We start from the raw sequence: 25,825 nt of genomic DNA, 5'->3' as shown, positions 1-25,825 counted from the left end.
GGAACAGACTGCATTAGCGGGTCTTCCTGCCCAGGTGCGAATGCCGCATGCTGTACAGGAAGTAAATGGCCACCGTGACCGCCATCCAGATACTAAACACGACAAACGTCGTATGCGGCAAATCGCGCATGATGTACAGGCAGGCGAGTACGCTCAGGCCGGGAATCACGTACGGCCCGAACGGCACGCTGAAGCCTTCGATGCGGTTGGCGCCCTGCTTGTGGCGCAGTACGGGCACGGCGATCGAGACCACCATGAACGCCGTCAGGGTGCCGATGCTGACCATGTCCCACAGGTAAGTCGCATCGACGGAACCGGCCACCAGAGCCACAACCAGGCAGACGATGATGGTATTGCTGACCGGTACCAGGGTGCGCGGGTGGATCTTCTGGAACGATTTCGGGATCAGGCCGTCGCGGCTGACGGCAAACAGGATGCGCGTCTGGCCATAGATCGTCACCAGGGTCACGCTGAAGACGGAAATGACGGCGCCGGCCGACAGCACCAGCGCGGGCCAGGTCTTGCCCGTCACGTTTTGCAAAATCACCGCCAGGCCCGCTTCCTGGCCTTCGAACAATTTCGCCTGTTGCGCACCGAGGGCGGCCACGGCGACCAGCAAATAAAACACGGTGACGATCAGCAAGCCATACAGGATGCCGCGCGGCACATTGCGCTTGGGGTCTTTCACTTCGTCGCCCGCCGTCGCCACCGTATCGAGGCCGATGAAGGAGAAGAAGACGGTGCCGGCAGCAGCGGTGACGCCCGTCATGCCGGCAAAGCCCTTGCTATTGTCGGTATTGAAGAAGGGCACGAAGTTGTCTGCATTGAAACCGGAAAAGGCAATGGCAATGAAGAATACGAGGATGGACAGCTTGATGATGACCATGATGGCGTTCATCAGCGCCGATTCCTTGGCGCCGCGCAGCAGCAAAAAGCCGCACATGCAGATCAAAAAGATGGGCGGCAGGTTGATGTGGCCAGAGTGAAACTCCATGCCATGCGGGCCGGAAACGATCATCGGCGTGCGCAGCATCTCGGGAATATGCCAGCCAAACGCGTTTTCCAGGAAGTTATTCAGGTAGGACGACCAGCCGATGGCCACGGCACTGCCCGCCAAGCCGTATTCGAGCAGCAGACAGGCGGCCATGATGAAGGCAAGAAACTCACCCACGGTGGCGTAGGCAAACGAATACGAGGAGCCGGAGGCGGGGATGCGGAACGACAATTCCGCATAACACAAGGCCGTCAAGCCAGCCGTGATGGCGGCGATCAGGAAAGACAGGACGACCGAGGGGCCCGCCTTGGGCACGGCCTCGACCATGGTAAAGAAGATGCCCGTGCCGATGGTGGCGCCGACGCCGATCATGGTGAGGGAAAACAGGCCGATGGAGCGGCTCAAGCCGCTGCTGCTGAGGCCTTCACCATATTCGACCGTGGTATCGATCGGCTTGGTGCGGCAGAGTTTCTGGACCAGGGTTTGGCTCACTAGACTTCCTTTATGAGGCATACGTATTTTCGTACGACGGGTAAAAACAAATAGCGCTCCGGCCTTGAGTAACCCCCAATAAATTCTTGTGTTTTCTAGCTTCCATAAGTGGCGCGCTGCTGCGTTACCCATCGCTAGCAGTGCTCGCACTGCGTCGCGCCGGGCGCCTTGCATCACATCCACTTCTGTTTGCTATAAATTCACAATAATTTCCTGGCGATTACTTACCTGGCAAAAAACCGGAAAGATCGCGTCCATTTTCAAAACTAAGCGATTATAGGGCTTTCACCGGCTCAGCTAAACAGAACTTTGATGTAAGGAAACAACGCCAGGCGTGCGCCGCGAAACGCGCATGGACGCTAGCGGGGCGTGGGATTGTCAATATGAAATAAAAAGCGCGCCGCTGCGGGTGCAGGGGCGCGCTTCCGGCTCAGCTCAACGACGCTGGCTTACTTCTTGATGTGTGGCGCATCGGCCGCTGGCCAACCCGCTTCGTAGCCTTGCGGCACGTCATCACGCTTGTCCTTGGGCGCCAGGCCCAGCACGTAGTACAGCACCGTCAGCAGGATCAGCCAGGCCGGTCCCACCATCAGGGCGATGCGCGTATCGGGGAAATACGCCATCAGGCCGATCACCAGCGCCAGGAACGCCAGCGAAATCCAGGAACCATACGGCGCGAACGGCATGCGGAAGGCCAGGTTCTTGATTTCCAGCGGCGTCAAGGTCTTGCGGAACTGAATCTGCGTGACCAGGATCACGCCCCAGGTCCAGACGGCGCCGAAGGTCGAGATCGAGGTAACCCAGATAAACACTTTCTCCGGCACCATGTAGTTCAGCAGCACGCCCAGCAACAGCGCCACGACGGACACGAGGATGGCGCGGCGCGGCACGCCGCTGGCCGTCGTTTCCGCAAACGCCTTCGGGGCCTGGCCTTGCAGCGCCAGGTTGTACAGCATGCGGCCCGTGCTGAAGATACCGCCATTGCACGACGACAAGGCTGCCGTCAGCACGACGAAGTTGATGATGCCGGCGGCCGTTTTGATGCCCAGGCGTTCGAACGTCATGACGAAGGGACTGCCGGTGGTGCCGATTTCATTCCATGGGTAGATCGACAGGATGACGAACAGCGCGCCGACATAGAAAATCAGGATGCGCCAGAACACGGAATTGATGGCGTCGGGAATCGATTTCTTCGGGTTCGCCGCTTCGCCGGCCGTCAGGCCGATCATTTCCACGCCCAGGTAGGCAAACATCACCATCTGCAAGGACATCAGCACGCCTTGCGCGCCATTCGGGAAGAAGCCGCCATGCGTCCACAGGTTCGAGATGCCGATGGCCACGCCGCCGTTGCCGAGACCGAAGACGATCATGCCCGTGCCGCCGACAATCATCAGGATGATGGTGACGACCTTGATCAGGGCGAACCAGAATTCGAACTCGCCGTAGGCTTTCACGGCCAGCAGGTTGATGGCGCCCATGGAACCGAGGGCCGCCAGGGCCCAGATCCAGCGCGGCACGTCGGGGAACCAGATGCCCATGTAAATGGCGACGGCGGTAATTTCCGCCACACACGTGACCAGCCACAGGAACCAGTAGTTCCAGCCCGTCAGATAGCCTTGCAGGGGGCCCAGGTAATCCTGGGCATAGCGGCTGAAGGAACCGGCAACCGGGTTGTGCACGGCCATTTCGCCCAGCGCGCGCATGATCATGAAGATGACCGCGCCACCGATGATGTACGACAGCATGATGCCGGGACCGGCCATCTTGATGGCGTTGCCGGAACCCAAAAACAGGCCCACGCCAATCGCGGCGCCCAGCGCCATCAGGCGGATTTGCCGCTCGCCCAGGCCGCGGTGCAAGCCTTGTTCACTCGTTTTCATTACGTGTCTCCGTTTTTTTCTTGAATACACCGATCCCTCCACCCCAATGGCGGTTCCGCTCTTGCTGGAAAGGAGGAAAGGGCTAGCCGGCGGCAATCGCCGGCATGCTCATGTGTTCAGGCTACTGCGTCAGGCCAGTTCGGCGATCAGCTCGATCTCGACGCAAGCACCCAGCGGGATTTGCGCCACGCCAAAGGCGGAGCGGGCGTGCTTGCCGCTATCGCCGAAGACTTCGACGAACAGTTCCGAGGCGCCATTGGTCACCAGGTGCTGTTCCGTGAATTCGGAGGTGGAATTGACCAGGCTCATGACCTTGACGATGCGCTTGACCTTGTTCAAGTCGCCGCCGCATGCATCTTGCAGGGTGGCGATCAGTTCGATGGCGATGCCGCGCGCAGCGATCTTGCCTTCTTCCGTGGTGACGTCCTTGCCCAGTTGGCCAACCCAGACCTTGCCATCCTTCTTGGCCAGGTGGCCGGACAGGAAGACGGTGTTGCCCGTGCGGGCATGCATCACGTAGGCGGCAGCTGGGGCGGCGACGACTGGCAATTCAATGTTGAGGGCTTTGATTTTTTCGTAAAACGACATGCTATTTCTCCAAGAAAACAATATAAGCGAAACCAAAATTCATGCACGGCAGGGCACGCAGGATGACGCCCTGGCAGCGCGGTAGTGACCGACAACAGTGCCAGATTAAACGTCATCATATTGGTGAACCAGCAGTTTTAGTTCACAAATAGGCCCGGTTATTCAGTGGATTATACCGACAATCAAACAAAATTCAGCATCGGTTCATGAAGCATGCTCTACAGGCATCGAGCGTGACTTTTTTCATTAAATTGTCACTTGTGCAATGTCAAGCCCTCGGGGTCAAGATTTATTGCCTCCAAAAATGCCTGGTCGTGCGAAACCACAAGTAACGCCCCCTGGTATTGCAGCAGCATCTGCTCCAGCGCCTGCAGGCTGGCCAGGTCCAGATGATTGTCCGGTTCGTCGAGCAGCAGCAGTTGCGGCGGCGCCTGCGCATACAGCTCGGCCGCCAGCGCCACCTTCATGCGCTCGCCGCCGCTGAGCAAACGGCTGGGCATGGTGGCGCGCGCGCCGGCAATGCCCAGCAGCGCCAGCCGCGTGCGCAGCTCGCCTTCCGGCAAGATACTGTTGCGTGCCTGCAAGCGTTGCACGGCGCTGCACTCGCCGTCTTGCAGCCCAGCATGCTGGTCCAGCCAGGCCACCTGCGCATGGCAGCGCGGCTCGCCGCTGGCGGGCGCCAGTTGTCCGGCGATCACGCGCAGCAGGGTCGACTTGCCGCTGCCATTGTCGCCCGTCACGGCCAGGCGGCGCGGCCCGCTCAAGACCAGGTTCACAGGCTGCGCCTGGCCATGCGGCAAGACCAGCTCGCGCAGCTCCAGGATCAGCTTGCCGTTCGGCACGGCGCTCTCGGGCGCCAGCAGCAGCCGTTCGGCCTCGGGCGCACAGCGGGCGCTGGCATCCATCACGCGCTGCTGGCGCGCCTGCTGCGCCTCTTGCGCTCGCACGCGCAGCTTGCCCTGGCTATCCTGGCTTTTCTCCTTTTTCGCGTCGAGCAGCAGCTTGCTCTGGTTGCCTTCGCGCCCTTCCCTCTCGCCGCGTCCGACTCGGCGCTGCTGGCGCTCGGCGTGCTGTTGCGCTTCACGCTGTTCGCGTCGGGCACCAGCCTTTTCCGCCTGCAGGGCCGCAGCAAAACCGGCCTGTTCCAGCGCGCGCTGCTGCGCATACAGCGCGTAATTGCCGCCATAGCTGCGCAAGCCCTGCGGCGACAGCTCGGCGATTGCATCGACGTGCTCGAGCAAGCCGCGGTCATGGCTGATCAGCAGCAAGCCGCCCGGCCAGCGCGCCATCTGCGCCACCAGGCGGGCGCGCTGCCGCGTGTCAAGGTGGTTGCTCGGTTCATCGAGCACCAGCCAGTCCGCCTGCGACAGCCAGGCGCCCTGCAGCGCGATGCGCTGGCGTTCGCCGCCGCTCAGGCTGGCCGTTGATGTATCGGCATCGACATGGCGCAAATCGAGCGCATCAAGCGCCTGGCGCAATCGGGCCTGGGCATCCCAGCGTTCGCCCACCAGTGCATAGTCGGCCTCGTCGATGCTGCCGGCGGCGATGCGCGCCAGCGCGGCCAGCAAGTCGTCCATGCCGGCCAGCGCCGCCACCGTGCGATAGCGCTCCGGATCGAGCTCCTGCGCCACGTAATGCACGCTGCCGTCACAGCGCACGGCGCCAGAAGACGGCTGCGCCCGGCCTGCCAGCAGGCGCGCGAGCACGCTCTTGCCCACGCCGTTATCGCCGACGAGGCCGATACGTTGCGGGGCAAAAGAAAATTGCAGATCGGAAAACAGGGCGCGGCCATCGGGCAGCACAAAGGAAAGACGGTCGAGTTGTAGTAATGCGGGCATGGATACTCCTTGAGCAAGGCTGGCGAACCCGCGCGGCACAATGGCGCGCTGGCGGGATGGGCGAGGCCGTGCACAGCACGGCAGTATCAATGGCGCATGTCGAAGCGTCCTGGAGAAATGGGAAAGAAGCGTCAGTGTAGCAGACGAGACACGTTAGCGCTGGCCCAGAGTCGTGTCGCCGAACAGGTTCTTGAACTCACGCGGCTGCGAGCGCCAGTACTGCGGCGGCGCCGACACTTGCGCGCCCAGCTGGGCCGCCGCATGCCAGGGCCAGCGGGGATCGAACAGGATGGCGCGCGCCAGCGCCACCATATCGGACTGGCCATTGGCGATGATGTCTTCGGCCTGCTGCGCTTCCGTAATCAAACCCACGCTGATTGTCGGCAAGCCGCTGTCGCGCTTGATGCGTTCGGCAAACGCCACCTGGTAGCCGGGTCCCACGGGAATCTGCTGCTGCGGCGAAATGCCGCCGCTGGAGACATGGATGAAATCGGCGCCCAACTGCTTGAGTTCCTGCGCGAAACGCACGCTTTGTTCGATTTCCCATCCGCCCTCGACCCAGTCGGTGGCGGAAAGGCGCACGCCCACGGCCATGCTGGCCGGCACGGCGGCGCGCACGGCTTCATAGACTTCCAGCGGAAAGCGCATGCGATTGTCCAGGCTGCCGCCATACGCATCGCTGCGCTGGTTGGACAGGGGCGACAGGAATTGGTGCAGCAGATAACCGTGCGCCGCATGCAATTCGATGCCCTCGATGCCGAGCGCATGCACGCGCTGGGCCGCGGCGACAAACGCTCCCTTGATCTGCAGCAAGCCCATCTCGTCGAGGGCGAGCGGCACCGTTTCACCCGGCGCGTGGGCGATGGCCGACGGCGCCACCGTTTGCCAGCCGCCCTCGGCCAGATGCACGCAGGTGCCGCCCTGCCACGGCGCACGGCTCGATGCCTTGCGTCCCGCATGGCCCAGCTGCACCACCAGCGGGATCGGCGCGTGGCGGCGGATCGCCTGCACCACCTTGGCCAGCGCGGTTTGATTCGCGTCCGACCACAGGCCCAGGTCGTCGGCCGAGATGCGTCCCTCGGGCGAGACGGCCGTCGCTTCCGTCATCAGCAGCCCCGCGCCGGACAGGGCCAACTGGCCCAGGTGGATCATGTGCCAGTCGGTGGCGTTGCCGTTGTCGGCCGAGTACTGGCACATGGGCGCAATGGCGATGCGGTTGGCCACGTGCAGCGGCCCCAATGCAAACGGCGTGAATAGCTGGCTCATGGCGGACTTTCGGAAAAGGGGAAGCACCGATTCTACTGTGCTTTGGAAAGTACGGCTTACACCTGCTTACGTTTGATACAGCGCAAGGGCTAGCCTTGGGCAGGCGGGGCCGCTAATCTGGACACATCAACAACACCCGCAATACCACACCCAGGAGAACACATGAACACGACGACCACCGCCAGCCGCATCCACCCCTTGATGGCCGGCGCCGCCATTTCCGTGACGGTCCTGTGCCTAGTGGGCGCGGCGTCCATCGCCGGCATCCTGCCCAATTCGCGGGCGAACGTGCCAGCCGTGCCTGCCGACGTGGCCGCCATGACGCCGGCCAACGCGGCAGCCCTGGCAGCGCCCGTGGCCGCTCCCGTGGTGGCACAAGCCGCCCCCGCTCCGGCGCCGGCACCCGTCGTGCACAAGCGCGTCGTGCACCACACGCAAGTGGCGCAGGCCCGTCCTGCCTACCGTGACAACAATGACGGCTACCGCGAGACGGCCTACCGCGAACCGGTCCGCCAGCCGCAACCGGTGCCTGCGCCCGCCCAGCCCAACTACGTGGGCATCGGCACGGGCGCCGTCATCGGCGGCTTGATCGGCAATCAGGTCGGTGGCGGCCGCGGCAAGGCGCTGGCGACGGTGGCCGGCGTGATCGGCGGCGGCATGCTGGGCAATGCGGTGCAAAACCAGGTTCAGCAGCAACCGCAGCAATAATCAGTCTCAGTCGTACGGGCCAAGATAATCGAGCTTGCCCACGGCCACGCCATTGTTGCGCAGGATGGCGTGGACCATGGAGACGTGGAAATAGAAATTCGGCAAGGCAAAGCTGAGCAGGTAATCGTCGCCCGAGAATTTTGTCCCCTCGTCAGTCCAGTTCAGCACCACTTCCTTCTGCGCGCTGCCCGCCATCTGGCCCGCATTGACGCTGTCGATATAGGCGATGGTGTTGGAGATGCGTTCCTGTAACTGCTCGAACGACGCTTCATTATCCTCGAACTTCGGCGCCGGCACGCCGCTCAGGCGTTCGACCGACATCTTCGACGTATCGCTGGCGCGCTGCACCTGCGCCGTCAAGTCCAGCATGTCGGGCGCCAGCTGCGCGCCCAGCAAAATCTCGGGCACGATGCCGTCTTCCTCGACATGCGCTTGCGCTTTTTCCAGCAGGGCCGAGACGACCCGCAAGCCGCGGATGAAGACGGGGATGGTTGCCTGATACATGGACACGGACATGACTGACTCCTGATAGTGAACGATGAGTCAGTGTACCCGAGGCGCTGTTTTCGGACAGGGCGCGCATGTGCGCCGGCGCACCGAGCGGCTCAGTTCATCCTACTTTTCCAGATTCACCTTGCCATCGGGCGCATGACCGGGCTGTTCCGCAGGTTCCAGCTGCGGTGCTGGCTGCGGCTGCGGCTTGTCCTTGCGCTTGCCGCCGAAAAACTTGACGATGGCCGCACCGGCGCCGACCACGGCCAGGATCAGCACTTTCTTGAAGGCCAGCAGCAGCGCCAGCAGTTTGCCGAACAGGCCCAGCTTGCTGGCCACGCCACCGGCCACCAGCGCCGCCAGGCCGTATTCGGCCACCTTGTCCGTCTTGCTGTCGAAATCCGTGTAGCGGTTACCGTCGGTAAATTCCGTGAACGCCGTCACTTGCTGCATCTCTTTCTTGATCGCTTCGATCTGCTGCATGCTGGCGATCGCGTTCAGGTTCAGTACGCCTTCGCGCCCCAGCACGCGCACGTTGTAGTTCAGCGAGTGCTCGCCGCCATCGACCATCAAATCCTTGGCCCAGTACAGCTTGTGCGTATCCTTGGCATAGCTGGGTTTTTCCGCCCAACCCATCAAATGGATGCCGGGATAGCCCTGCTTCTTGCGCTCCGCATTGTTTTCCAGCACGGACGCCTGCATATCCTTGAGCAATTCGTCGTATTTGATGCTGTCCGCATCGTCATCCTTGATGTGCCCTTCCTTTTCATACGTGACGATCACGCCCCAGCTATCGCGCTCGAGCACGCTGGTCTTGGCGGGCACGATCATGCCCAGCGATTCCATGCCAGGTGGATTACCCCAGGCATCGACCAGCACGCGCTCGGCGTCCGTCGGCGACAGGTAACGGAAGTTGGCGGGCAAATCCAGGGTGGCGATGCCGCCCGGCAAGGTGATCTTGCCGCGCTGCAGGTGCAGCTGGGCGAGGAATTGCTCGGCCGTCATTTCCGGTGCGGCCGCCTTCTCATCGGCAGGGGCGGCAGCCGTGAGGCCGGAGAGGGTCAGGCACAGCAAGGCTGTCAGCAGGCGTTTCAACATGATTGGTCCAAAAAATTGCAAAGGGTAAATATTTTAAACCAATCAATTGCTTAATGGATAATTATTTCTGTGCGGCATTTTTTATGAAAAAAGCGCCAGGCGAGTTTCCCCGGCTGGCGCCAAATGCTGTGTGAGGACTGGACGATCAAGCCACGCGCACCACCATCAAACCGGCGCGCAAGCCCACGCGCACATCGGGGTTCGGGAACACCACCAGCTCTTCCGCGTGCTGCACCGTGTAGACGTGGTCGCCATCGCTGGCGATCACGGCGTGCTGCGGCAGGGAGGTGAAATTCTGCGTGCCGCGATCGAAGGCCATGCGGAACTCCTCGCTGTGCTTGATGATTTCCTGCGCCACCTTGAACACGTGCGGTTGCGCCTTGACGGGCTGCGCAGGCAGGCCGCGCAACAGGCCGTCCAGCGCCCGCGACACGTCGTCGAACAGCGATAAATCGTTCTGCCCCAGGGTGCCCACGCGGCCCAGCTCCACCGTGCTGGCGGCCGCGCCGCAATGCTCGGCCGAATAATAACTGTAGGTGCCGGCAGACTGCGGGTTCATGATGATGGCGCCGATGGCCGCCTGGCCCAGCCAATCGATCAGCTGCGCCTTGGCGTCTTCGGCCACCAGGTCCGGCACGATGGCAAACGTGGGGTACACGGAAGGCCGGATGGCCGTGTGCAAATCCAGGTGCCAGCGCGCGGGACCGGCCGCGTCAAAGAACGCTTTGGTCGCGGCGATCATTTCATCGGCGCGCGCGCTTTCCGCCGCTTGCGCCAGGCTGCCCCGCACGGGGCGAAACATGCGATTGAGGTCGGCGTCGATGAAACGCTTGCCGGCCCGGATCGCGTCGACATTGCCCACGCAGACGAGCAAATCGACGGCCAGCTGCGACGCATCGCGCGACAGGGCGTCGAGCAGATGCGCGAGCACTTCGATCGGCCCCGTCTCGTCGCCATGCACGCCCACCGAGACGGCCACGCTGGCGCGGCCTGCTCCCGGTTTGACCACTTGCAGCATGCCGGGCGCCGGCAAGGCCACCGTGAAACCGGCGTCGGCGAACAGCTGGGCCACACCGCTGAAATCGGCCTGCGCCAGCGCCTGCACGGCCGGCGGCAAGCCGCCAGCGCCCTCTACTAGCTGTGTTGCATCTTGCGTCATTACACCGCCGCTTCCGCTGGGGTTTTCGCCGTGATTTTATTCACGGCTTCCGACAAGGTCCACACGTCCAGCATGGCTTGCTCCAGTTCCGTCGCCGCCACATAGGCCGACAGGCCCAGCGCGCCCGTCACCGCATCGACGGCCTGGCCTGCATTGCCTTGCTCGGCGCGCGCCAGCACCTGCGTCAGCAGACGCTGTTGCGTGCGGCGCAGGGCTTGCTGCGCATAGTTGCGCAACTGTTCCTGCGACTTGCCTTGCGCAGCCAGCTTCAGGCCACGCTCCAAGGTGTCGATGCCCGCCTGGCTGCGCAGGGCAAGGCCCACTTGCAGGAACGCGGCCAGGTCCATCGAGGCAGGACGCGGCACGGACAGGGCCGGGAACAGGAAGCCGGCGACGACTTCCAGCGCATCGACCGCATCCCACGCCTGCACGAAGGCCGGCGTCAAGCCCGGCACCAGCGCCGCTTCCGACTTGATGCCGACGGCTTTGAGCAGCTCGCGCTTCGATTCCGCGCCGAATAAACGCGTCAGTTCGGCCAGTCCCGCGCCGCGCAACTGCTCGGCCGGCACGGACAGCACGCCGGCGATCATCGTTTGCTGCAGCACGCGCGTTTGCGCATCGACCTTGATCGACACGTCGCGCGGCACCGTCAGGGCATCCGCATCGAGCGCGTCGAACACGGGCGCCAGGTTCAGCGCCACCCATGCCTGACCCCAGGCCAGGATCACGGCCGACTCGTCCACGCCGTGTTCCGCCGCCAGGTTGCGGATCATCAGCGGGCCGCAGCGGTTGATCACTTCATTGGCCAGCACGGTCGCCAGGATGGCGTTGGCCAGCGGGTGGTCGAGCGCCGAACGGGTTGCCACCAGCAAGGATGGGAAGTACGGTTTGAGCACCGGCTCGGCCCACGTTTCGTCCGTCAGCGGCAGGGCGGACAGGATGCGCTTGAAACGGTTCTTCACGTTGGCGATCACCACCGCCAGTTCCGGCGTGGTCAGGCCCCGGCCATCTGCCTTGCGACGCGCCAGTTCGGCCACCGACGGCAGTTGCTCCAGTTCGCGCGACAGGGCGCCCTCTTCTTCCAGGCTGGCGATCAGGGCGGCATAGCCATCCTGCACGGCGTTCTCGCCTTGCGCCTGCAGCTCGCGCACCAGCAAATGCGTCTGCTGCGTGTTGTCGCGCAAGACCAGGCGCTCGACGTCGTCCGTCATCGCATACAGCTCGCGGTTGCGTTCCGCTTCCGTCAGCTTGCCCGCATTGACTTCCACGTCCAGCCAGATTTTCACGTTCACTTCATGGTCCGAGCAATCGACGCCGGCCGAATTGTCGATCGCATCGGTGAAGATGCGTCCGCCCGCCAGCGCGAACTCGATGCGGCCCGCTTGCGTCGCACCGAGGTTGCCGCCTTCGGCCACGACCTTGACGCGCAGCTCATTGCCATTGACGCGGATATGGTCATTCGCGCGGTCCTTCACCTGTGCGTGCGTCTCGGTCGAGGCCTTGATGTAGGTGCCGATACCGCCGTTGTAGAACAGGTCCACCGGGGATTTCAGGATGCGGTGCATCAGTTCTTCCGGCGCCAGCGAGGTCTCGGCGATATCGAGCGCGGCGCGGATCTGCGGCGACAGTTCGATCGTGCGGGCGGAACGCGGATACACGCCGCCGCCTACCGAGATCAAGTCCTTGTTGTAGTCGTCCCACGACGAGCGCGGCAAGGCGAACAGGCGCGCGCGTTCCTCGAACGAGACGGCGACATCCGGTGTCGGGTCGAGGAAGATATGACGGTGGTCGAATGCGGCCACCAGTTTCAGCTGGCGCGACAACAATACGCCGTTGCCGAACACGTCGCCCGACATGTCGCCCACGCCGACCATGGTGATCGGGGTGGTGTTCAGGTCGTGGTCCATTTCATAGAAGTGGCGCTTCACGGCTTCGAATGCGCCCTTGGCCGTGATGCCCAGTTTCTTGTGGTCGTAGCCGTTCGAGCCGCCCGAGGCGAACGCGTCGCCGAGCCAGAAACCGCGCTGCACGGCGATGCCGTTGGCGATGTCCGAGAACGTGGCCGTGCCCTTGTCGGCAGCGACCACCAGGTACGGGTCGGCGTCGTCGAAGCAGACGGTATCGACTGGCGGGACGATATTGCCCAGCGAACGGTTGTCCGTCACTTCCAGCAGGCTGGAAATGAACAGGCGGTAGACGGCTTCGCCTTCGGCCGCGATGGTTTCGCGCACGGCGTCCTTCGGCATCATCTTGCAGACAAAGCCGCCCTTCGCGCCGGCCGGCACGATGACGGCGTTCTTGACCATCTGCGCCTTGACGAGGCCCAGCACTTCGGTGCGGTAGTCTTCCATGCGGTCGGACCAGCGCAAGCCGCCGCGGGCGACAGGGCCGCCGCGAAGGTGCACGCCTTCGAAGCGGCGCGAGAACACAAATATCTCGCGGTAAGGACGCGGTTCCGGCACCAGCGCCAGGCTGCTGGTGTCGAACTTGAAGATGATCTTGTCGCCTTGTTGGTTGTTCTGGAAGTAGCTGGTGCGCAGGGTGGCTGCCATCAGGTCGGCCAGCGCGCCGAGAATTTCCTCGGTATCGGCATGGTTCACGGATGGCAGGCCCGCCTTGATGGCGGCGATTGCCTCCAGGGCGGCCGCGTGCTGCGCATCGGACAGCGCTGGGTCGAAGCGCTGCAGGAAGGCTTCGACCAGGGCTTTGACCTGGGCCGGCTGTTTGCGCAGGCTCTCGGCGATGTAGCGCACCGAGAAGCGGCTGCCCGTCTGGCGCCAGTAGCTGGTGTAGGCGCGCACCAGCTGCACTTCGCGCGTCGACAAGCCGCCTTCGATGACGAGGCCATTCAGGCGGCCATCTTCGGCCGTGTCGTTGAACAGGGCGGCAAACAGTTCCTGCGCCACGGCGACGACGGATGGCTGCGCCAGTTTCGCCGCGCTGGCGGCATCGACCGTCAGGCTGGTGACGAAATAGCGCGTGCCGTCGGACAGCGAAACCGAATACGCCTGTTCGCGGTCGATGGCCACGCCCGCATTGTGCAGTGCCGGCAGGATGGTCGACAGCGGCGGCACCTTGTTGGCCGAGTACAGGCGAATCGTGGTCACAAAGCCCGTCTCGATGCGCACCGCCACGTGCGCCGGATCGGTATTGCGCAGGATGGTGTCGAGGTCGCGGAAGGCGACGGCCGGCGCGGTGGCGGCCACGTAATCGAGCGGTAACGTGGCGCAGAGTTTGCGCAGGCTGGTGCGCAGGGCCACGTCGGGCACGGCGTCGGCCACGGCGGCAAAGCCGTTATGCCAGCCATCGAGCACGCCCAGCAGCGGCTGTTCGATATCCGTTTCCAGGTCCAGCGGGTAGCGCGCGGCGTGGGCGATCAGGTAGACGCGCGCCAGCGGGCCGTCGGCCACCAGGGTCTGCGTGCTCACGTGCGTGGCGCCGGAACTGGCTTGCAGGGCTTTTGCCAGGCTCGATGCGACGCTGGCGCTGTAGCGCTCGCGCGGCAGGTAGACCAGCACGTTCAGGTGGCGCGCGTACACGTCGCGGCGCGCGAAGACCTTGGTGCGCGGCTGCTTGTACAGCGAAACGACGGAACCGCACACTTGCGCCAGCCAGTCGAGGTCCGCTTCCAGCGCTTCCGTGCGCGGCAGCGATTCGAGGATTTCGCGGAATTTCTCGGCACGGAAGCCTTGCTGGCGCACGCCGGCCAGGCTCAGTACCTTGGCCACGCGGCCGCGCGCAAACGGCAGCGCCGCCAGCGGGGTGGAATTGCCGGCACGGGTGAACAGGCCGACGAAGCAATGCTCGCCCAGGATCGCGCCTTGCGCATCCATGTCGCGCACGCCGATGAAGTCGAGCTGCTGGTCGCGGTGCAAAGTGCCCGCCACGTCGGCCTTGACGATGGACAGCGCCGAGTCGCGCTTGGCCAGGGTGTCGAAGTCGCCGGGGATATTCGCCAGGCAGGTGCCGTAGACCGGGTGCGCCGTATCCTGCAGCACGCCGACACGGCTCGGGATGTCGCGTTCCAGTTCGCGCACGCCCGGCTTGACGCGGTAGTAGGCATAGCCGAACACTTCAAAGCCGCCGCTGCGGGCCCATTCCAGGAAGGCGGCCACTTCCGCGCCCTCTTCGCCATGCTGCGCTGCGGCCGTGGCGACGGCGGCCAGGCGCTCGCTCATGGCGGCGGCATCGCGGCGCACGACGGCAGCGTCACGCGCGACCGTCTCCAGGGCGGCGACCAGCGCGGCCAGGGCTTCCGGCGCCAGCTCTTCGTCGAGCAGCACCAGCACATACGATTCGAGCGGATCGCCCGGCTGGCGCACCGCTTCGACGCTGCCATCAAGAGCGCGGCGCACCGGCAGCACGGTATTCATCACGCCGCGCACGGCCAGGTGCTGGCGGCGCATGGCCATAACGATGGAGTCGACCAGGTAAGGCATGTCTTCGTTCAGGATCAGCAAGGCGCTCGCCATGCCGCCACGGCCATCCGCATAACGCAGGGTGGCGATTTGACAGCCGCTGCCGGTGCGCTTGGCCGCTTGCGTGAAGCCGTCGACCAGCACGGGCGCCAGGCTGCCGGGCGCGATGTCAGCCAGGTCTTCGGCGTCGAGCGAGTCGAGCCATGCCTGCACCAGCTGCACGACAGGCGCTGCCGCCTTGCCCGCATTGCCTGCCGCGTTAATCAGCTCCAGCGTTTGTGTACGCAAATCTTGTGGCGTGTGATTCATCTTGCATCTCCATTACGGTAATGTGAATGTCCAACGCTGTCGTTCGGGCTTGTGGCTGGGCGGCAGCGGTGTCAAGAGACGGGGGTCGCCCGTCCAATTCTGTGCTACGGATAGTTTGTCTCGGATTTTTTCTGTGTGTTTTTCTATCGCCTACAAGTCGTACAATCCAGGTAAGTTGAGGATGATCGTCAATTCTTCAAGCGCCGCATGCACTTCCAGCGCCAGCTGCGGGTCGGCCAGGTCGCCCGGCTCCAGATGGTCGCGGTAGTGCTTTTCCACCCACTGCACCAGCCGATGGTACAGCGTTTCCGTCATGATCACGCCCTGGTGCATGGCGCGCGCCTCGGTTTGCGTCAGGGCCACGCGCAAACGCAGGCAGGCGGGCCCGCCGCCGTTGCGCATGCTCTGGCGCAGGTCGAAATGAATCAGTTCATCAATCGGTCCACCGCCCGCCACCAGGCCTTCCAGGTAGCGCGACACGGCGCGGTTTTCCTGGCATTCCTGCGGGATCACCAGCGCCATCTTGCCGCCCTCTTTCGTCAGCAGCTGGCTGTTGAACAGATAGCTGCTGACGGCGTCCGCGATCGGCACCTGGCCCGTGTCCACCCGCAAGGCTTGCAGTTCCGCCCCCGTGGCGGCAACGGCGCGGCGCAGCTGCGACAGGCTTTCCTCTTCATCGGCAAACGCCTGTTCGTGATAGAACAGCACGTTGCCATTGCCGACGGCGATGACATCGTTATGGAACACGCCCTGGTCGATCACTTCCGGATTCTGCTGCACGTACACGGTGCGCTTCGCGTCGAGGCCGTGCAATCGCGCCACGGCTTGCGACGCTTCCAGGGTCTGGCGTGCCGGATAGCGCTTCGGCGACGGCGCGGAAGGATCGAACTCCACGCGACCATACACGAACAATTCAACGGACGGCGCGCCGTGGCTGGCGCCCAAACGCGTGTGGTTGGCCGCGCCCTCGTCGCCGAAGGCGGGCGTCGACGGCAGCGCGTCGTGCACGGCGAAGTGCTGCTCGTCGCTGAAAATGGCGCGCAGGCTGCGCGCCGACTGCGCGTGCTCGAAGGCGCGGTGCAGCTTGTTATTCAGATTGGCGGCCGTAAAATGCACGCTCCCATCGTGCGTATCGGCCGACGGGCTGACCGTGGCGGCGTTCGCCGTCCACATGGGCGAGGCGGAGTACGCGCAGGCCAGGATGACGGGCGACTCCTGGTAGGCGCGCGCCAGCACCTCGGCGTCCGTGCCCGTGAAACCGATGGAGCGCAGCAGGCGGAAATTCGGCCGGTCCTGCGGCGGCAGCAAGGCTTGCGCAAAGCCGCGCGCGGCCAGCGCACGCATCTTGGCCAGGCCCTGCAAGGCGGCCTGCTTCGGATTCGAGGCGCTTTTCACATTGCTGAACGAGGCCACGTTGCCGAACGAGAGTCCGGCATAGTTATGCGATGGCCCGACCAGGCCGTCAAAATTGTATTCGCGCGTGCTGTGCATGGGAGGCATGTCCTTAAAATTTAGAAATTCAGGCCGGGCGACAGCTTGGCCGGCAGTTCCAATACGCTGTTCTCGATCGACGCGACCGGATAGGCGCAGTAATCGGCCGCGTAATAGGCGCTCGGACGGTGGTTGCCCGACTTGCCGATGCCGCCGAACGGCGCCGTGCTGGCCGCGCCCGTGGTCGGACGGTTCCAGTTGATGATGCCGGCGCGCGCGCGCGTCTGGAACGTTTGCCACAGGGCCGCATCGTCGGACAAGAGCGCCGCGGCCAGGCCAAATTCGGTGGCGTTGGCAACCTTCAGGGCCGCATCGAAATCGGCCACGCGGATCACCTGCAGCAGAGGGCCGAACCATTCCTCGTCGGGGATGCCGACGGCAGCGGTGACGTCGACGATGCCGGCCGTGACAAAGCCCGCCTCGGGATTCAACTGGCGCATCTGCAGCAGGGCCGTGCCGCCCTTGGCCACCATGTCGGCCTGCGCCTGCACCAGGCGCGCGGCCACGGCACTGGACACCACTGGACCCATGAACGGCTGCGGCTGGGCGTCGGATGCGCCGATGCCCAGTTTCGCGGCCACTTCCACCAGGCGCGCGACGAAGGCAACACCGGCGGCATTATCCTGCACCACCAGGCGGCGCGCGCAGGTGCAGCGCTGGCCGGCCGAGACAAAGGCGGAGAAGATCGCGTGGTGCACGGCGGCGTCCACGTCCTTCACATCCCATACGACCAGGGCGTTGTTGCCGCCCATTTCCAGCGCCAGCATCTTGCCCGGCTGGCCGCCGAACTGGCGGTGCAGGCTGATGCCCGTCTGGCAGGAACCCGTAAACAGTACGCCGTCGAGCAAGGCATTGGCGCCCAGCGCCACGCCCGTGTCGCGCCCGCCGTTGACGAGGTTGACGACGCCATTCGGCAAGCCGGCCTGCTGCCACAGCTGCACGGTTTTGATGGCCGTGCGCGGCGCATATTCGCTGGGCTTGAAGACGATGGTGTTACCGGCGATCAGGGCCGGCACGATATGGCCGTTCGGCAGGTGGCCGGGGAAATTGTATGGGCCGAAGACGCCGAACACGCCATGCGGACGGTGGCGCAGCACGGCGTCGCCATCGGCGATCCTGCTTTGCGTGATGCCCGTGCGCGCGTGGTACGACTGCACCGAGATATCGATCTTGTTGGCCATCGTGGCCACTTCCGTGCGCGACTCCCACAGCGGCTTGCCCACTTCTTCCGAGATCAAGAGCGCCAGCGCTTCGGCATGAACTTTCAGCAGTTCGCGGAAGCGCACGCAGATGGCGATGCGTTCCTCGACGGGCGTATCGGCCCATGCTTCGAAGGCGGCGCGGGCGGCCTGGCAAGCCTCTTCGACCTGTGTTGGCGTCGCTTCCAGGCTGGCCCAGGTCTGCTTGCCGTTCGACGGATCGATGGTGACGAGTTCGCGGCCCGTGCCCGGCAGCCAGGCGCCGTTGATGAAGTTCGATTGCGTGGTATTCACATTAGACATGGGGATGCTTCCTCGGGTTGAGTGACAAGGTGCGCACGGTGTCGCCGTTGCGGCAGCGCAGCAGATGCAGTTCAGCGTCATCGAGCGCGATCTTGCCGCTGTGCGGGTTGGCGCTGGTGACGATCATGCGGAAATCTTTCAGGTCGGTGTTCGACACCAGGTAAGGCTCGTCCTGGGCGGCGTCGCCGCACGCTTCCGGCGCAGCCCCGGCGTCGAGCACGGCCGGCATGCTGTCGCGCATGGCGCGCAGTTCGGACACGCGCGCCTGCAGCACGGGACCGGCGTCGAAGATGTCGACATAGCCCTCGAAGTGCAGGCCTTCCTGTTCCAGCAAACGGCGCGCGGGCGCCGTGCTCAGATGCACCTTGCCAATGACTTCCTGCGCCTCGTCGGGCAGGTAGGCCACGTACATGGGCTGGCGCGGCATCAGTTCGGCGATGAAGGATTTTTTACCGAGGCTCGTCAGATCGTCGACGTGGTGGAAATCCATCTTGAAGAAGTGGCGGCCCAGGCCTTCGTAGAACGGCGAGCTGCCGTCCGGCGCCTGGTAGCCGCGCATTTCGGCGATCAGCTTTTCCGTAAACAGGTGCGGGAACTGGGCGATGAACAGAAACCGGCTTTTCGACAGCAGCTTGCCGTTGTTGCCGCTGCGATAATCGGGGTGCAGGAACAGCGAGCACAGTTCCGTGCTGCCCGTCAGGTCGTTCGACAGGTACAAGGTTTCCATGCGCGTAAACACATCGAGTTCGCGGCTGGAATGGACCAGGGTGCCGATGCGGTAGTTATAGAACGGTTCGTCCAGGCCCACGGCGCCCTTGATGGCGCATACGCCGGCCAGGCGGCCCGTATCCGTATCCTCCATGACGAACATGTAGTCGCGCTTTTCGGGCGCGATGGTTTCGGCGAACGAGGCGCAGGCAATCGCCAGGCGGTCGCCCAGCATTTTCATGTCCGGCTTGAGGGTGGTCATGCCCGTGCCGACCTGGCTGGCCAGGCCATACAGGGCATCGAGGTCATTGGCGTTGATGGCGCGTACTACTAGCATAAAATTAACTCCCTTAGATACGCACGCAAATGACGCTGTCGCCTTCGGCCACGGCCAGCGCCTCGAGCAGGTCGGCCGGCAAGCCAATGCTGTCCTGCGCTTCGAGCGCATCGCAGGCAAAGGTCACGGCGCGGAAATTGCGCTCGGCGCCGGAGGCGACCGCGTAATTGACTTTCAGGCCCGTGCGGCTGGGCGTGACGCCTGCGACGACGCGGCGCGTGAGCGAGCCCGTAAACGAGCGCAGCGCATGCTTGTGCGCCTGCAGGATCGGGCCGCCATCGAAGATGTCGATGTAATCGTCGGCTTCAAAGCCTTCTTCCGTCAGCAGATTGAACGCCAGTTCGCCGCTCGGGTGGATCTGGCCCATGGCCGCCTGCGCGTCGCCGGGCAGCAGCGGCACGTACACGGGGTAGTGCGGCATCAGTTCGACGATCAGGGTGCGGTTGCGCGCACCGCCGATGACTTTTTCGGCATCGAGGAAATCCATCTGGAAGAACTTGCGGCCCAGCGCATCCCAGAACGGCGACTGGCCGTTGGCGTCGGTGATGCCGGCCAGCGGCACGAAGAAGCGGTCACCGAAGCGGTGCGGCGCCAGCACGGCGAACAGCAGCCGCGCGCGCGACAGCAGGGCCGCTTCCAGGCCCGCCTGCTCCATATTGCGCACAAAGAAGCCGGACAGCTGCGAGTACGCCGTCAGCTCCGAGCACAGGGTCAGCGCATGCACGCTGTGGCTGATGTTCAGGTCGCGCGAGACTTGCTGGATGACGTCGTTGCGAAAGGAAAAATAGGTGCCGTTCGAGCCGGCCGAGGCGAAGATGGCGGCCGTGCCGGCAATGCTCTTGTCGAGCAGGGATTCAAGCACGAAGAGGTACGACTCTTCGCTGGGGATGTCGACATGGGCGGCAAACGAGGCAATGGAGCGCTCGACGGAGGCGGCGATTTTCTCGCGCGTCTTCGGCAGGGTATGGACACCCGGCATGGTTACCGCGGCCAGCGCTTCGAGGGCTGCAATATCCGCAATTTCTACCGGACGGACAACATACATGGGTACTCCTTCAATGCTGACGATGCTGGGGGCAGAACCAAGCCGGCCCGCAGCAAAGCGGCGGGCCGGTGATCAAACAGGGAGCGAGGCTAGCCTCAGGCTTTCAGCATGCCGTCGATGGCGGCGCGCAGCAAGCGGCCCGCTTCGGCGATCTGCTCGTCCGAGACGATCAGGGCCGGTGCCAGGCGCACCACGTCCATGCCGGCGATCAGCACCATCAAGCCTTGCGCTTCGGCCGCTTTCTGGATGTCTTTCGCGCGGCCCTTGAAGGCATCGCTGACGACCAGGCCCAGCAGCAAGCCGCTGCCGCGCACGATGGAGAACACTTGCGGGTAATCCGTAATCAAGCCTTGCAGCATAGCGATGGTGTTGACGCTCGCTTCTTTCACGCGCGCCAGGAACGCTGGCGTGTTGATCGTGTCGAGCACGGTCAGGGCCACGGTGGCGGCCAGCGGATTGCCGCCGTAGGTGGTGCCGTGGGTGCCGACGGCCAGCGTTTGCGCCAGTTCATTCGTGGTCAGCATGGCACCGATCGGGTAGCCGTTGCCCAGCGCCTTGGCGGCCGTCAGAATATCCGGCGTGACGCCGTAGCCCATGTAGGCGAACAACGCGCCAGTGCGGCCCATGCCGCTCTGGACTTCGTCGAAAATCAAGAGGGCGCCGGTCTTGTCGCACAGGGCGCGCAGCTCCTTGAGGAATTCCGGATTGCCCGGCACCACGCCGCCTTCGCCTTGTACCGGCTCGACGATCACGGCGCACACGTCATCGCCGATGGCGGCGCGCGCCGCTTCGATGTCGTTGTAGGCGATGTGGTCGATCGACGGCGGCAGCGGCTCGAAGCCTTCCGTGTACTTGGCCTGGCCGCCGACGGACACCGTAAACAGGGTGCGGCCGTGGAAAGAGCTGAAGCACGAGATGATGCGCGACTTGTGCGCGCCGAACTTGGTGTGCGCGTACTTGCGCGCCAGCTTCAGGGCCGCTTCGTTGGCTTCCGCGCCCGAGTTGCAGAAGAAGGCGCGGTCGGCGAAGGTCGCTTCCGTCAGGGCCAGCGCCAGGCGCAGCACAGGCTCGTTCGTATAGCCGTTGCCCAAATGCCACAAATTATTGATTTGCTTGGTCAGCACGTCGACCAGGGCCGGATGGCAGTGGCCCAGGCTGTTGACGGCAATGCCGGAGGTGAAGTCGAGGTAATGCTTGCCTGACTGGTCCCACAGATCCAGTCCGGAACCGCGCACGGGCACCATGGCTGCAGGAGCGTAGGTAGGAACGAGGACCTGGTCAAAGGTTTCCCGGGTGACTGGACGAGCCGTTACGGTCGAATCAAGCTTGGCATTCATAGCATTTCCCCATCAATATGTTAGGTACTCCGCAGCTACGACAGCTACGTGTGTACTGCATTATAAAAAGCGGGATGCTAAAACTCTTTTGAATCTGCGACAAGGATTTTCACAATTCATCACAGCCGGGCTTGCCTTAATCAAACCGGGGGCATGAGCTTTCTTTGCCGCTCTTCGCGCGGTGTATTGCCAAACAGGGTGCCGAACGCCGTGGAAAAGTGCGAACCGGAGGAAAAGCCGCACATCAGGCCTACTTGCACGATGGAATAATGTGTATCAAGCAACAGTTGCCGTGAGCGCTGCAGGCGCAGCTCCAGGTAGTAGCGCGACGGCAGGCTGCCCAGGTATTGCTTGAACAGCCGCTCCAGCTGGCGCCGCGACAGGCCCACCAGGCTGGCGATGTCGTCCGTCGACAGCGGCTCCTCGATATTGGCTTCCATCAAGGTCACCGCTTCGGACAGTTTCGGCTGCAACACGCCGAAGCGCGCCTGCAGGGCAACGCGCTGGCGTTCTTCCTTGCCGCGCACCTTGTCCACGCACAAGGCTTCCTTGACGAGCGCCTGCACGTCGGCGCCAAAGATGGTTTCGATCAGGGTCAGCGAAAAGTCGATGCTGGCCGCGCCGCCGCAGCAGGTGAGGTGCGGGCCGTCGATGTCGAACAAATGCGGCGTCAGGATGGCCCGTTCCGCCTTCGCTTCCGCATCGGCATACAAGGCCCACGGCAAGGCGATGCGCACGCCATCCATGACGCCCGCGTCGGCCAGCCACAGCACGGCCGCCCCCACGCCGCCCCAGAACGGCGCCGAGCGGCAGCGCTCGATCACGGCCCGGCACAGCTCGTTGCGCAGCGGCGCCTGCGTTTCATCGGCCACCAGCAGCGCGATATGCCAGTGGCCGCCCTGCGCCGCCACCTGTTCCGGCGTGCGCACGTCCAGCTGGAACGCCTGCGGCCCCAGCGCCCGCGCGCACAGGCGCAGCGGCTGCACCAGGCCGGCCCACGTGATCGACTCGGCATCGCCGGCATGCACCAGCAGCAAACGCAACGGTTTGTCGAGGCCGATACGGGAAAGATTAGCGAAGGACATCGGCGGGCGGGATCGGGGCAAGGGCTGAGTTGCCCACATGATACCGGACTTCCGCCCCATCGAGCCCCTCATGCAAGGGCGCATCCTGGCGCGGCGGAAAAAAGCGGAGCGGAAGGATATAATCACTGCCATGGGTGAACGATATTTAAAAAGTATCCGGCTGCTGGCCGAATGCATGCAAGGCTTCGAGCGGTTTTCTAGCGACTTCGTGCGCCAGTACGGCTTGACGCATGCGCAATTCGACATCATTGCCACGCTCGGCAACACCTGCGGCATGTCCTACAAGGAACTGGGCCAGAAAACCCTGATTACCAAGGGGACTTTGACGGGCGTGGTGGACCGGCTGGAACAAAAGGGGCTGGTGATACGCGAACGTTGTCCACGCGACAAGCGTTCCTATTATGTGCGCCTGAGCTGCGAGGGCGAACAGGTGTTCCATGACGTGTTCCCCAAGCTGACCAAGCAGGGCCAACAGCTATTCGACGGCTATACCGAAGACGATTTCATGCGGTTGGAAACTACCCTGGCGGGCTTGAAGCACGCCATCGCCAACGGCCACGGCTGACCATTCACCAAGCACAGACATTCAAACAAGACAAAGGAAACCAAGTTGAAAACCACACTGCTCGAAGGCAAAAAGCCCGCACATTTCGATAAACACATCATCGGCAACCTGCTGCTCAACGCCAGCACGCCGGAACTGGTGCGCCAGGAAAAACTGATCATCGGCGTGCGCAACGAAGACGGCGAAATCTACCGCCTGATCGGCGCCACCAAGCACAACAGCTTCATGAATGCCGTCGAAGAACTGTTCGACCTGGGCTTGACCGATGAACTGGAAGACAGCGACGAGCTGGTGGAAGGCTGCGACGCGATCTTCAGCGAATCTCTCTAACAACGCGTAACAAAACCTGCTGCGCGGTGCGCTTTGCGGCCTGCGATGCTCACCGGCTCGGCGCCCCCGTACTAAAGTACGGTTGCGCTTCTTAGCCACAAATCCCATCCGCTCGCAATGGTTTTGTTAAGCGTTCGGAATTTCGTCGTTCAAAATGGGCACGCGTCGACTGTACGCGTGCCCATTTTGCGTTTACGGGGCTTTGCTTGCCTTTTGCTAAGCTGTTTGCGAAAAGATCATGGTTAAAAAGTTCCGTACGGAAATATTGCGAGTATAATTTTTTCAATGAACAGACTCGACGCCTTTAAAAGCATCGCCGCACAAGCCGCTCGTGGCGAGCTGACCTTTCCTGCCAATGTGGACGCTTCGCTCAAGCTGCAAGAGGCGCTGTCCGATCCCGACTGCCATATCGAGGCCGCCGCCAAGCTGGTGCAGGCAGACCCGCTGCTGGCCGCGCGCACGGTGGCCATTGCCAATTCGGCGGCGTTCAACCGTTCCGGCAATGAAATCACCAGCGTGCGCAACGCCGTGCAGCGGCTCGGCGTGCGTACCTTGCAATCGGTGGTGGCATCGCTGATCGTGCGCCAGCTGGGCAGCACCATCACCGATCCCGCGCTGCAGGCGAAGGCCAACCAGCTATGGGAACATACGGCCCATGTGGCGGCCCTGTCGCAGGTGCTGGCCCGCCGCGTCACCAGGGTCGATCCCGATACGGCCCTGTTTGCCGGCATCATGCATGAAGTGGGCGGGTTTTATCTGCTGTCGCGCGCGGCCGAATTCCCCGGCATCCTCGATGGCGAACCCGAGGACTGGGTCGAACATGGCGAACAGGCCATCGGCCACGGCGTCCTGGCCAAACTGAAGGTGCCGGAAGCGGTGCGGGGCGCCATCGATGCGCTGTGGGAGGGCTTGCGCGCCATCCCGCCCGAATCATTGGGCGACACCCTGCTGCTGGCAAATGATCTGGCGCCCGTCTCGTCGCCCCTCAACGAAAGCCCGGCCGCCATTGCAGTACGGGCAGCGCGCGCCGCGCGCAGCATCGATTGCCTGATCGGCGACGATGCGACCTTGTCGAGCATCATGGAAGAATCGGACGATGAAGTGCAGTCGCTGCTGAAGGTGCTCGTGCACTAGCCTGCAGGCTTCTTGCCCGCTGGCGGCGGTGCCGCCGGCTTGACCGTCTCGACGATCAGCACATGCTTGTCCATGGGCTGCGTCCCCTGCTTCTGCTGGACGACCTGCGTGGCAACCGCCTTCGTACTCAACAGGGGTTTCGGATGGCGTGGCATGAACATGGCGTACCTGCTGGAAGTGGGATGCGCCCCATCTGTGCAGCGATTATCAATTTATCAAGCCGCTATTCAAAAAAAAACCCGCTCGAAAGCGGGTAAAGTCCAAAGCTAGGGATGTCCTGAAAGAGACAGCCCTATCTTATGCGGTACGCCGCGCGGGCTCCGTGCGTTGACACACTTAGCGCGCACATTATCCCGGCACCAGTTCCACCTCCGTTTCCTGCCAGGCACGCAGCTGCCGCACGCGGGCGAACCACGCCTCGATATGCCGGTACTGCGCCAGCGGCAGCCGCACGGCCTCGCTGTACATCAGGGGCGCGGCCACGGCGAAATCGGCCAGGGTCACATCGTCTCCGCTGAGCCAATTGCGCGCCGCCAGATGCGCGTCCAGCACGACGGCGCATTCATGCAGATCGCGCTCGCCGCGCGCCTCTTCCAGCGGGTCCGCCGGACCATTGCCCGTCATGCCTTTCCAGGCGCGCTCCCAGGCCAGCACGCTGATGGCGGGCGCGAAGTGCTGCGCGGCCCAGAACAGCCAGCGGTTGACGTCAGCGCGCGCTTGCGGCGCCTGCGGATAAAGCGTCTGGCCCGGCACCTGCTCGGCCAGGTATTGCATGATGGCGCACGATTCCCACAGCAGGAAAGCGCCATCGGCCAGCACGGGCACCTTGCCGTTCGGGTTCAGTTCGGCCAGGCGGCGGCGGTCGTCCGCATTCATCAGGTCGACTTCGGCCAGCTCCAGAGACAGGCCGAGGTGGATCGCCGTCATCAGGGCACGGCGGGCATTCGAAGACATGGGGTGGTGGTACAGGCGCATGATAAATGGCTCCGGTGAGTGAAGAAGCCACCATCGTAGGGCCGGGCACTGACAGTTTTTGTCAGGAGCGAATA

The 25,825-nt window shown here is 63.5% G+C and carries 21 protein-coding genes; 4 read left to right on the top strand and 17 right to left on the bottom strand.

The genetic code is table 11. From position 1 onward, the window contains the following. Positions 1 to 13 precede the first annotated feature (13 nt). The 5 genes from AC1Q6X_RS13280 to AC1Q6X_RS13260 all read right to left on the bottom strand — a co-directional run bounded on the left by AC1Q6X_RS13280 (position 14) and on the right by AC1Q6X_RS13260 (position 7,058). Positions 14 to 1,486 (bottom strand): amino acid permease, encoded by a 1,473-nt coding sequence (locus AC1Q6X_RS13280; RefSeq protein WP_492497504.1) that lies wholly within the window; start codon positions 1,484 to 1,486, stop codon positions 14 to 16. A gap of 449 nt (positions 1,487 to 1,935) precedes the next feature. After that, entirely contained in the window at positions 1,936 to 3,366 is a 1,431-nt protein-coding gene (locus AC1Q6X_RS13275; protein ID WP_121670632.1) for an amino acid permease, read from the bottom strand. 129 nt (positions 3,367 to 3,495) lie between these two features. After that, positions 3,496 to 3,954 (bottom strand): RidA family protein, encoded by a 459-nt coding sequence (locus tag AC1Q6X_RS13270; RefSeq protein ID WP_058048365.1) that lies wholly within the window; start codon positions 3,952 to 3,954, stop codon positions 3,496 to 3,498. Between the two features lie 254 nt (positions 3,955 to 4,208). Further along, positions 4,209 to 5,792, bottom strand: a complete 1,584-nt coding sequence (locus tag AC1Q6X_RS13265; RefSeq protein ID WP_492497502.1) for an ATP-binding cassette domain-containing protein — start codon at positions 5,790 to 5,792, stop codon at positions 4,209 to 4,211. A gap of 153 nt (positions 5,793 to 5,945) precedes the next feature. Further along, complete coding sequence (locus AC1Q6X_RS13260) at positions 5,946 to 7,058, bottom strand: NADH:flavin oxidoreductase/NADH oxidase (RefSeq protein ID WP_492497500.1); 1,113 nt, start codon at positions 7,056 to 7,058, stop codon at positions 5,946 to 5,948. Between the two features lie 162 nt (positions 7,059 to 7,220). Between AC1Q6X_RS13260 and AC1Q6X_RS13255 the strand changes: the two genes are divergently transcribed. After that, entirely contained in the window at positions 7,221 to 7,766 is a 546-nt protein-coding gene (locus tag AC1Q6X_RS13255) for a glycine zipper 2TM domain-containing protein (RefSeq protein ID WP_070220660.1), read from the top strand. A gap of 6 nt (positions 7,767 to 7,772) precedes the next feature. Here AC1Q6X_RS13255 and AC1Q6X_RS13250 read toward each other — a convergent pair whose 3' ends face one another. The 10 genes from AC1Q6X_RS13250 to AC1Q6X_RS13205 form a co-directional block, all read right to left on the bottom strand. Then, a complete protein-coding gene (locus AC1Q6X_RS13250; RefSeq protein ID WP_230501688.1) occupies positions 7,773 to 8,282 on the bottom strand; it encodes a DUF1993 domain-containing protein in 510 nt (169 codons plus the stop codon). Between the two features lie 99 nt (positions 8,283 to 8,381). Then, positions 8,382 to 9,356: a DUF2167 domain-containing protein gene (locus tag AC1Q6X_RS13245; RefSeq protein ID WP_492497497.1), complete on the bottom strand. Its 975-nt coding sequence runs from the start codon at positions 9,354 to 9,356 to the stop codon at positions 8,382 to 8,384. Positions 9,357 to 9,501: 145 nt separating this feature from the next. Beyond that, the gene (locus tag AC1Q6X_RS13240; RefSeq protein ID WP_492497495.1) at positions 9,502 to 10,515 is read right to left on the bottom strand and encodes a succinylglutamate desuccinylase; all 1,014 of its coding nucleotides are present in this window, start codon (positions 10,513 to 10,515) and stop codon (positions 9,502 to 9,504) included. Further along, positions 10,515 to 15,242 (bottom strand): NAD-glutamate dehydrogenase domain-containing protein, encoded by a 4,728-nt coding sequence (locus AC1Q6X_RS13235; RefSeq protein WP_492497493.1) that lies wholly within the window; start codon positions 15,240 to 15,242, stop codon positions 10,515 to 10,517. Before AC1Q6X_RS13235 ends, AC1Q6X_RS13240 begins: the two co-directional genes overlap by 1 nt. A gap of 150 nt (positions 15,243 to 15,392) precedes the next feature. After that, positions 15,393 to 16,733, bottom strand: coding sequence for an N-succinylarginine dihydrolase (gene astB / locus AC1Q6X_RS13230; protein WP_230501682.1), 1,341 nt, complete (start codon positions 16,731 to 16,733; stop codon positions 15,393 to 15,395). Positions 16,734 to 16,753: 20 nt separating this feature from the next. Beyond that, positions 16,754 to 18,235 carry a succinylglutamate-semialdehyde dehydrogenase gene (gene astD, locus AC1Q6X_RS13225; protein ID WP_230501680.1) on the bottom strand — a complete coding sequence of 494 codons (1,482 nt, stop codon included), beginning with the start codon at positions 18,233 to 18,235 and terminating at the stop codon, positions 16,754 to 16,756. Continuing rightward, the gene (gene astA, locus AC1Q6X_RS13220; RefSeq protein WP_492497490.1) at positions 18,228 to 19,280 is read right to left on the bottom strand and encodes an arginine N-succinyltransferase; all 1,053 of its coding nucleotides are present in this window, start codon (positions 19,278 to 19,280) and stop codon (positions 18,228 to 18,230) included. Before astA ends, astD begins: the two co-directional genes overlap by 8 nt. A 13-nt stretch (positions 19,281 to 19,293) precedes the next feature. Further along, positions 19,294 to 20,325 carry an arginine N-succinyltransferase gene (locus AC1Q6X_RS13215; protein ID WP_070220671.1) on the bottom strand — a complete coding sequence of 344 codons (1,032 nt, stop codon included), beginning with the start codon at positions 20,323 to 20,325 and terminating at the stop codon, positions 19,294 to 19,296. A gap of 95 nt (positions 20,326 to 20,420) precedes the next feature. Next, positions 20,421 to 21,662: an acetylornithine/succinylornithine family transaminase gene (astC, locus tag AC1Q6X_RS13210; protein WP_070220673.1), complete on the bottom strand. Its 1,242-nt coding sequence runs from the start codon at positions 21,660 to 21,662 to the stop codon at positions 20,421 to 20,423. A gap of 140 nt (positions 21,663 to 21,802) precedes the next feature. Continuing rightward, positions 21,803 to 22,747 carry a GlxA family transcriptional regulator gene (locus AC1Q6X_RS13205; RefSeq protein WP_070311521.1) on the bottom strand — a complete coding sequence of 315 codons (945 nt, stop codon included), beginning with the start codon at positions 22,745 to 22,747 and terminating at the stop codon, positions 21,803 to 21,805. Between the two features lie 130 nt (positions 22,748 to 22,877). Here AC1Q6X_RS13205 and AC1Q6X_RS13200 point away from each other — a divergent pair, with 130 nt between their 5' ends. The 3 genes from AC1Q6X_RS13200 (at position 22,878) to AC1Q6X_RS13190 (ending at position 24,776) form a co-directional block, all read left to right on the top strand. Continuing rightward, positions 22,878 to 23,312: a MarR family winged helix-turn-helix transcriptional regulator gene (locus AC1Q6X_RS13200; RefSeq protein ID WP_070311522.1), complete on the top strand. Its 435-nt coding sequence runs from the start codon at positions 22,878 to 22,880 to the stop codon at positions 23,310 to 23,312. A 45-nt stretch (positions 23,313 to 23,357) separates the two neighbouring features. After that, positions 23,358 to 23,642, top strand: coding sequence for a hypothetical protein (locus tag AC1Q6X_RS13195; RefSeq protein WP_070290811.1), 285 nt, complete (start codon positions 23,358 to 23,360; stop codon positions 23,640 to 23,642). A gap of 285 nt (positions 23,643 to 23,927) precedes the next feature. Then, entirely contained in the window at positions 23,928 to 24,776 is an 849-nt protein-coding gene (locus AC1Q6X_RS13190) for an HDOD domain-containing protein (RefSeq protein ID WP_070220681.1), read from the top strand. Here AC1Q6X_RS13190 and AC1Q6X_RS13185 read toward each other — a convergent pair. Together AC1Q6X_RS13185 and AC1Q6X_RS13180 are read right to left on the bottom strand one after the other, a co-directional pair. Further along, positions 24,773 to 24,937 carry a hypothetical protein gene (locus AC1Q6X_RS13185; protein WP_162995790.1) on the bottom strand — a complete coding sequence of 55 codons (165 nt, stop codon included), beginning with the start codon at positions 24,935 to 24,937 and terminating at the stop codon, positions 24,773 to 24,775. The genes AC1Q6X_RS13190 and AC1Q6X_RS13185 overlap by 4 nt on opposite strands. A 187-nt stretch (positions 24,938 to 25,124) precedes the next feature. Further along, a complete protein-coding gene (locus AC1Q6X_RS13180) occupies positions 25,125 to 25,751 on the bottom strand; it encodes a glutathione S-transferase family protein (RefSeq protein ID WP_121670643.1) in 627 nt (208 codons plus the stop codon). Positions 25,752 to 25,825 lie beyond the last annotated feature (74 nt).

It is taken from the genome of Janthinobacterium sp. GW823-FHT06H09 (assembly GCF_058794735.1).
This window is presented reverse-complemented; position numbering and strand designations above follow the sequence as displayed.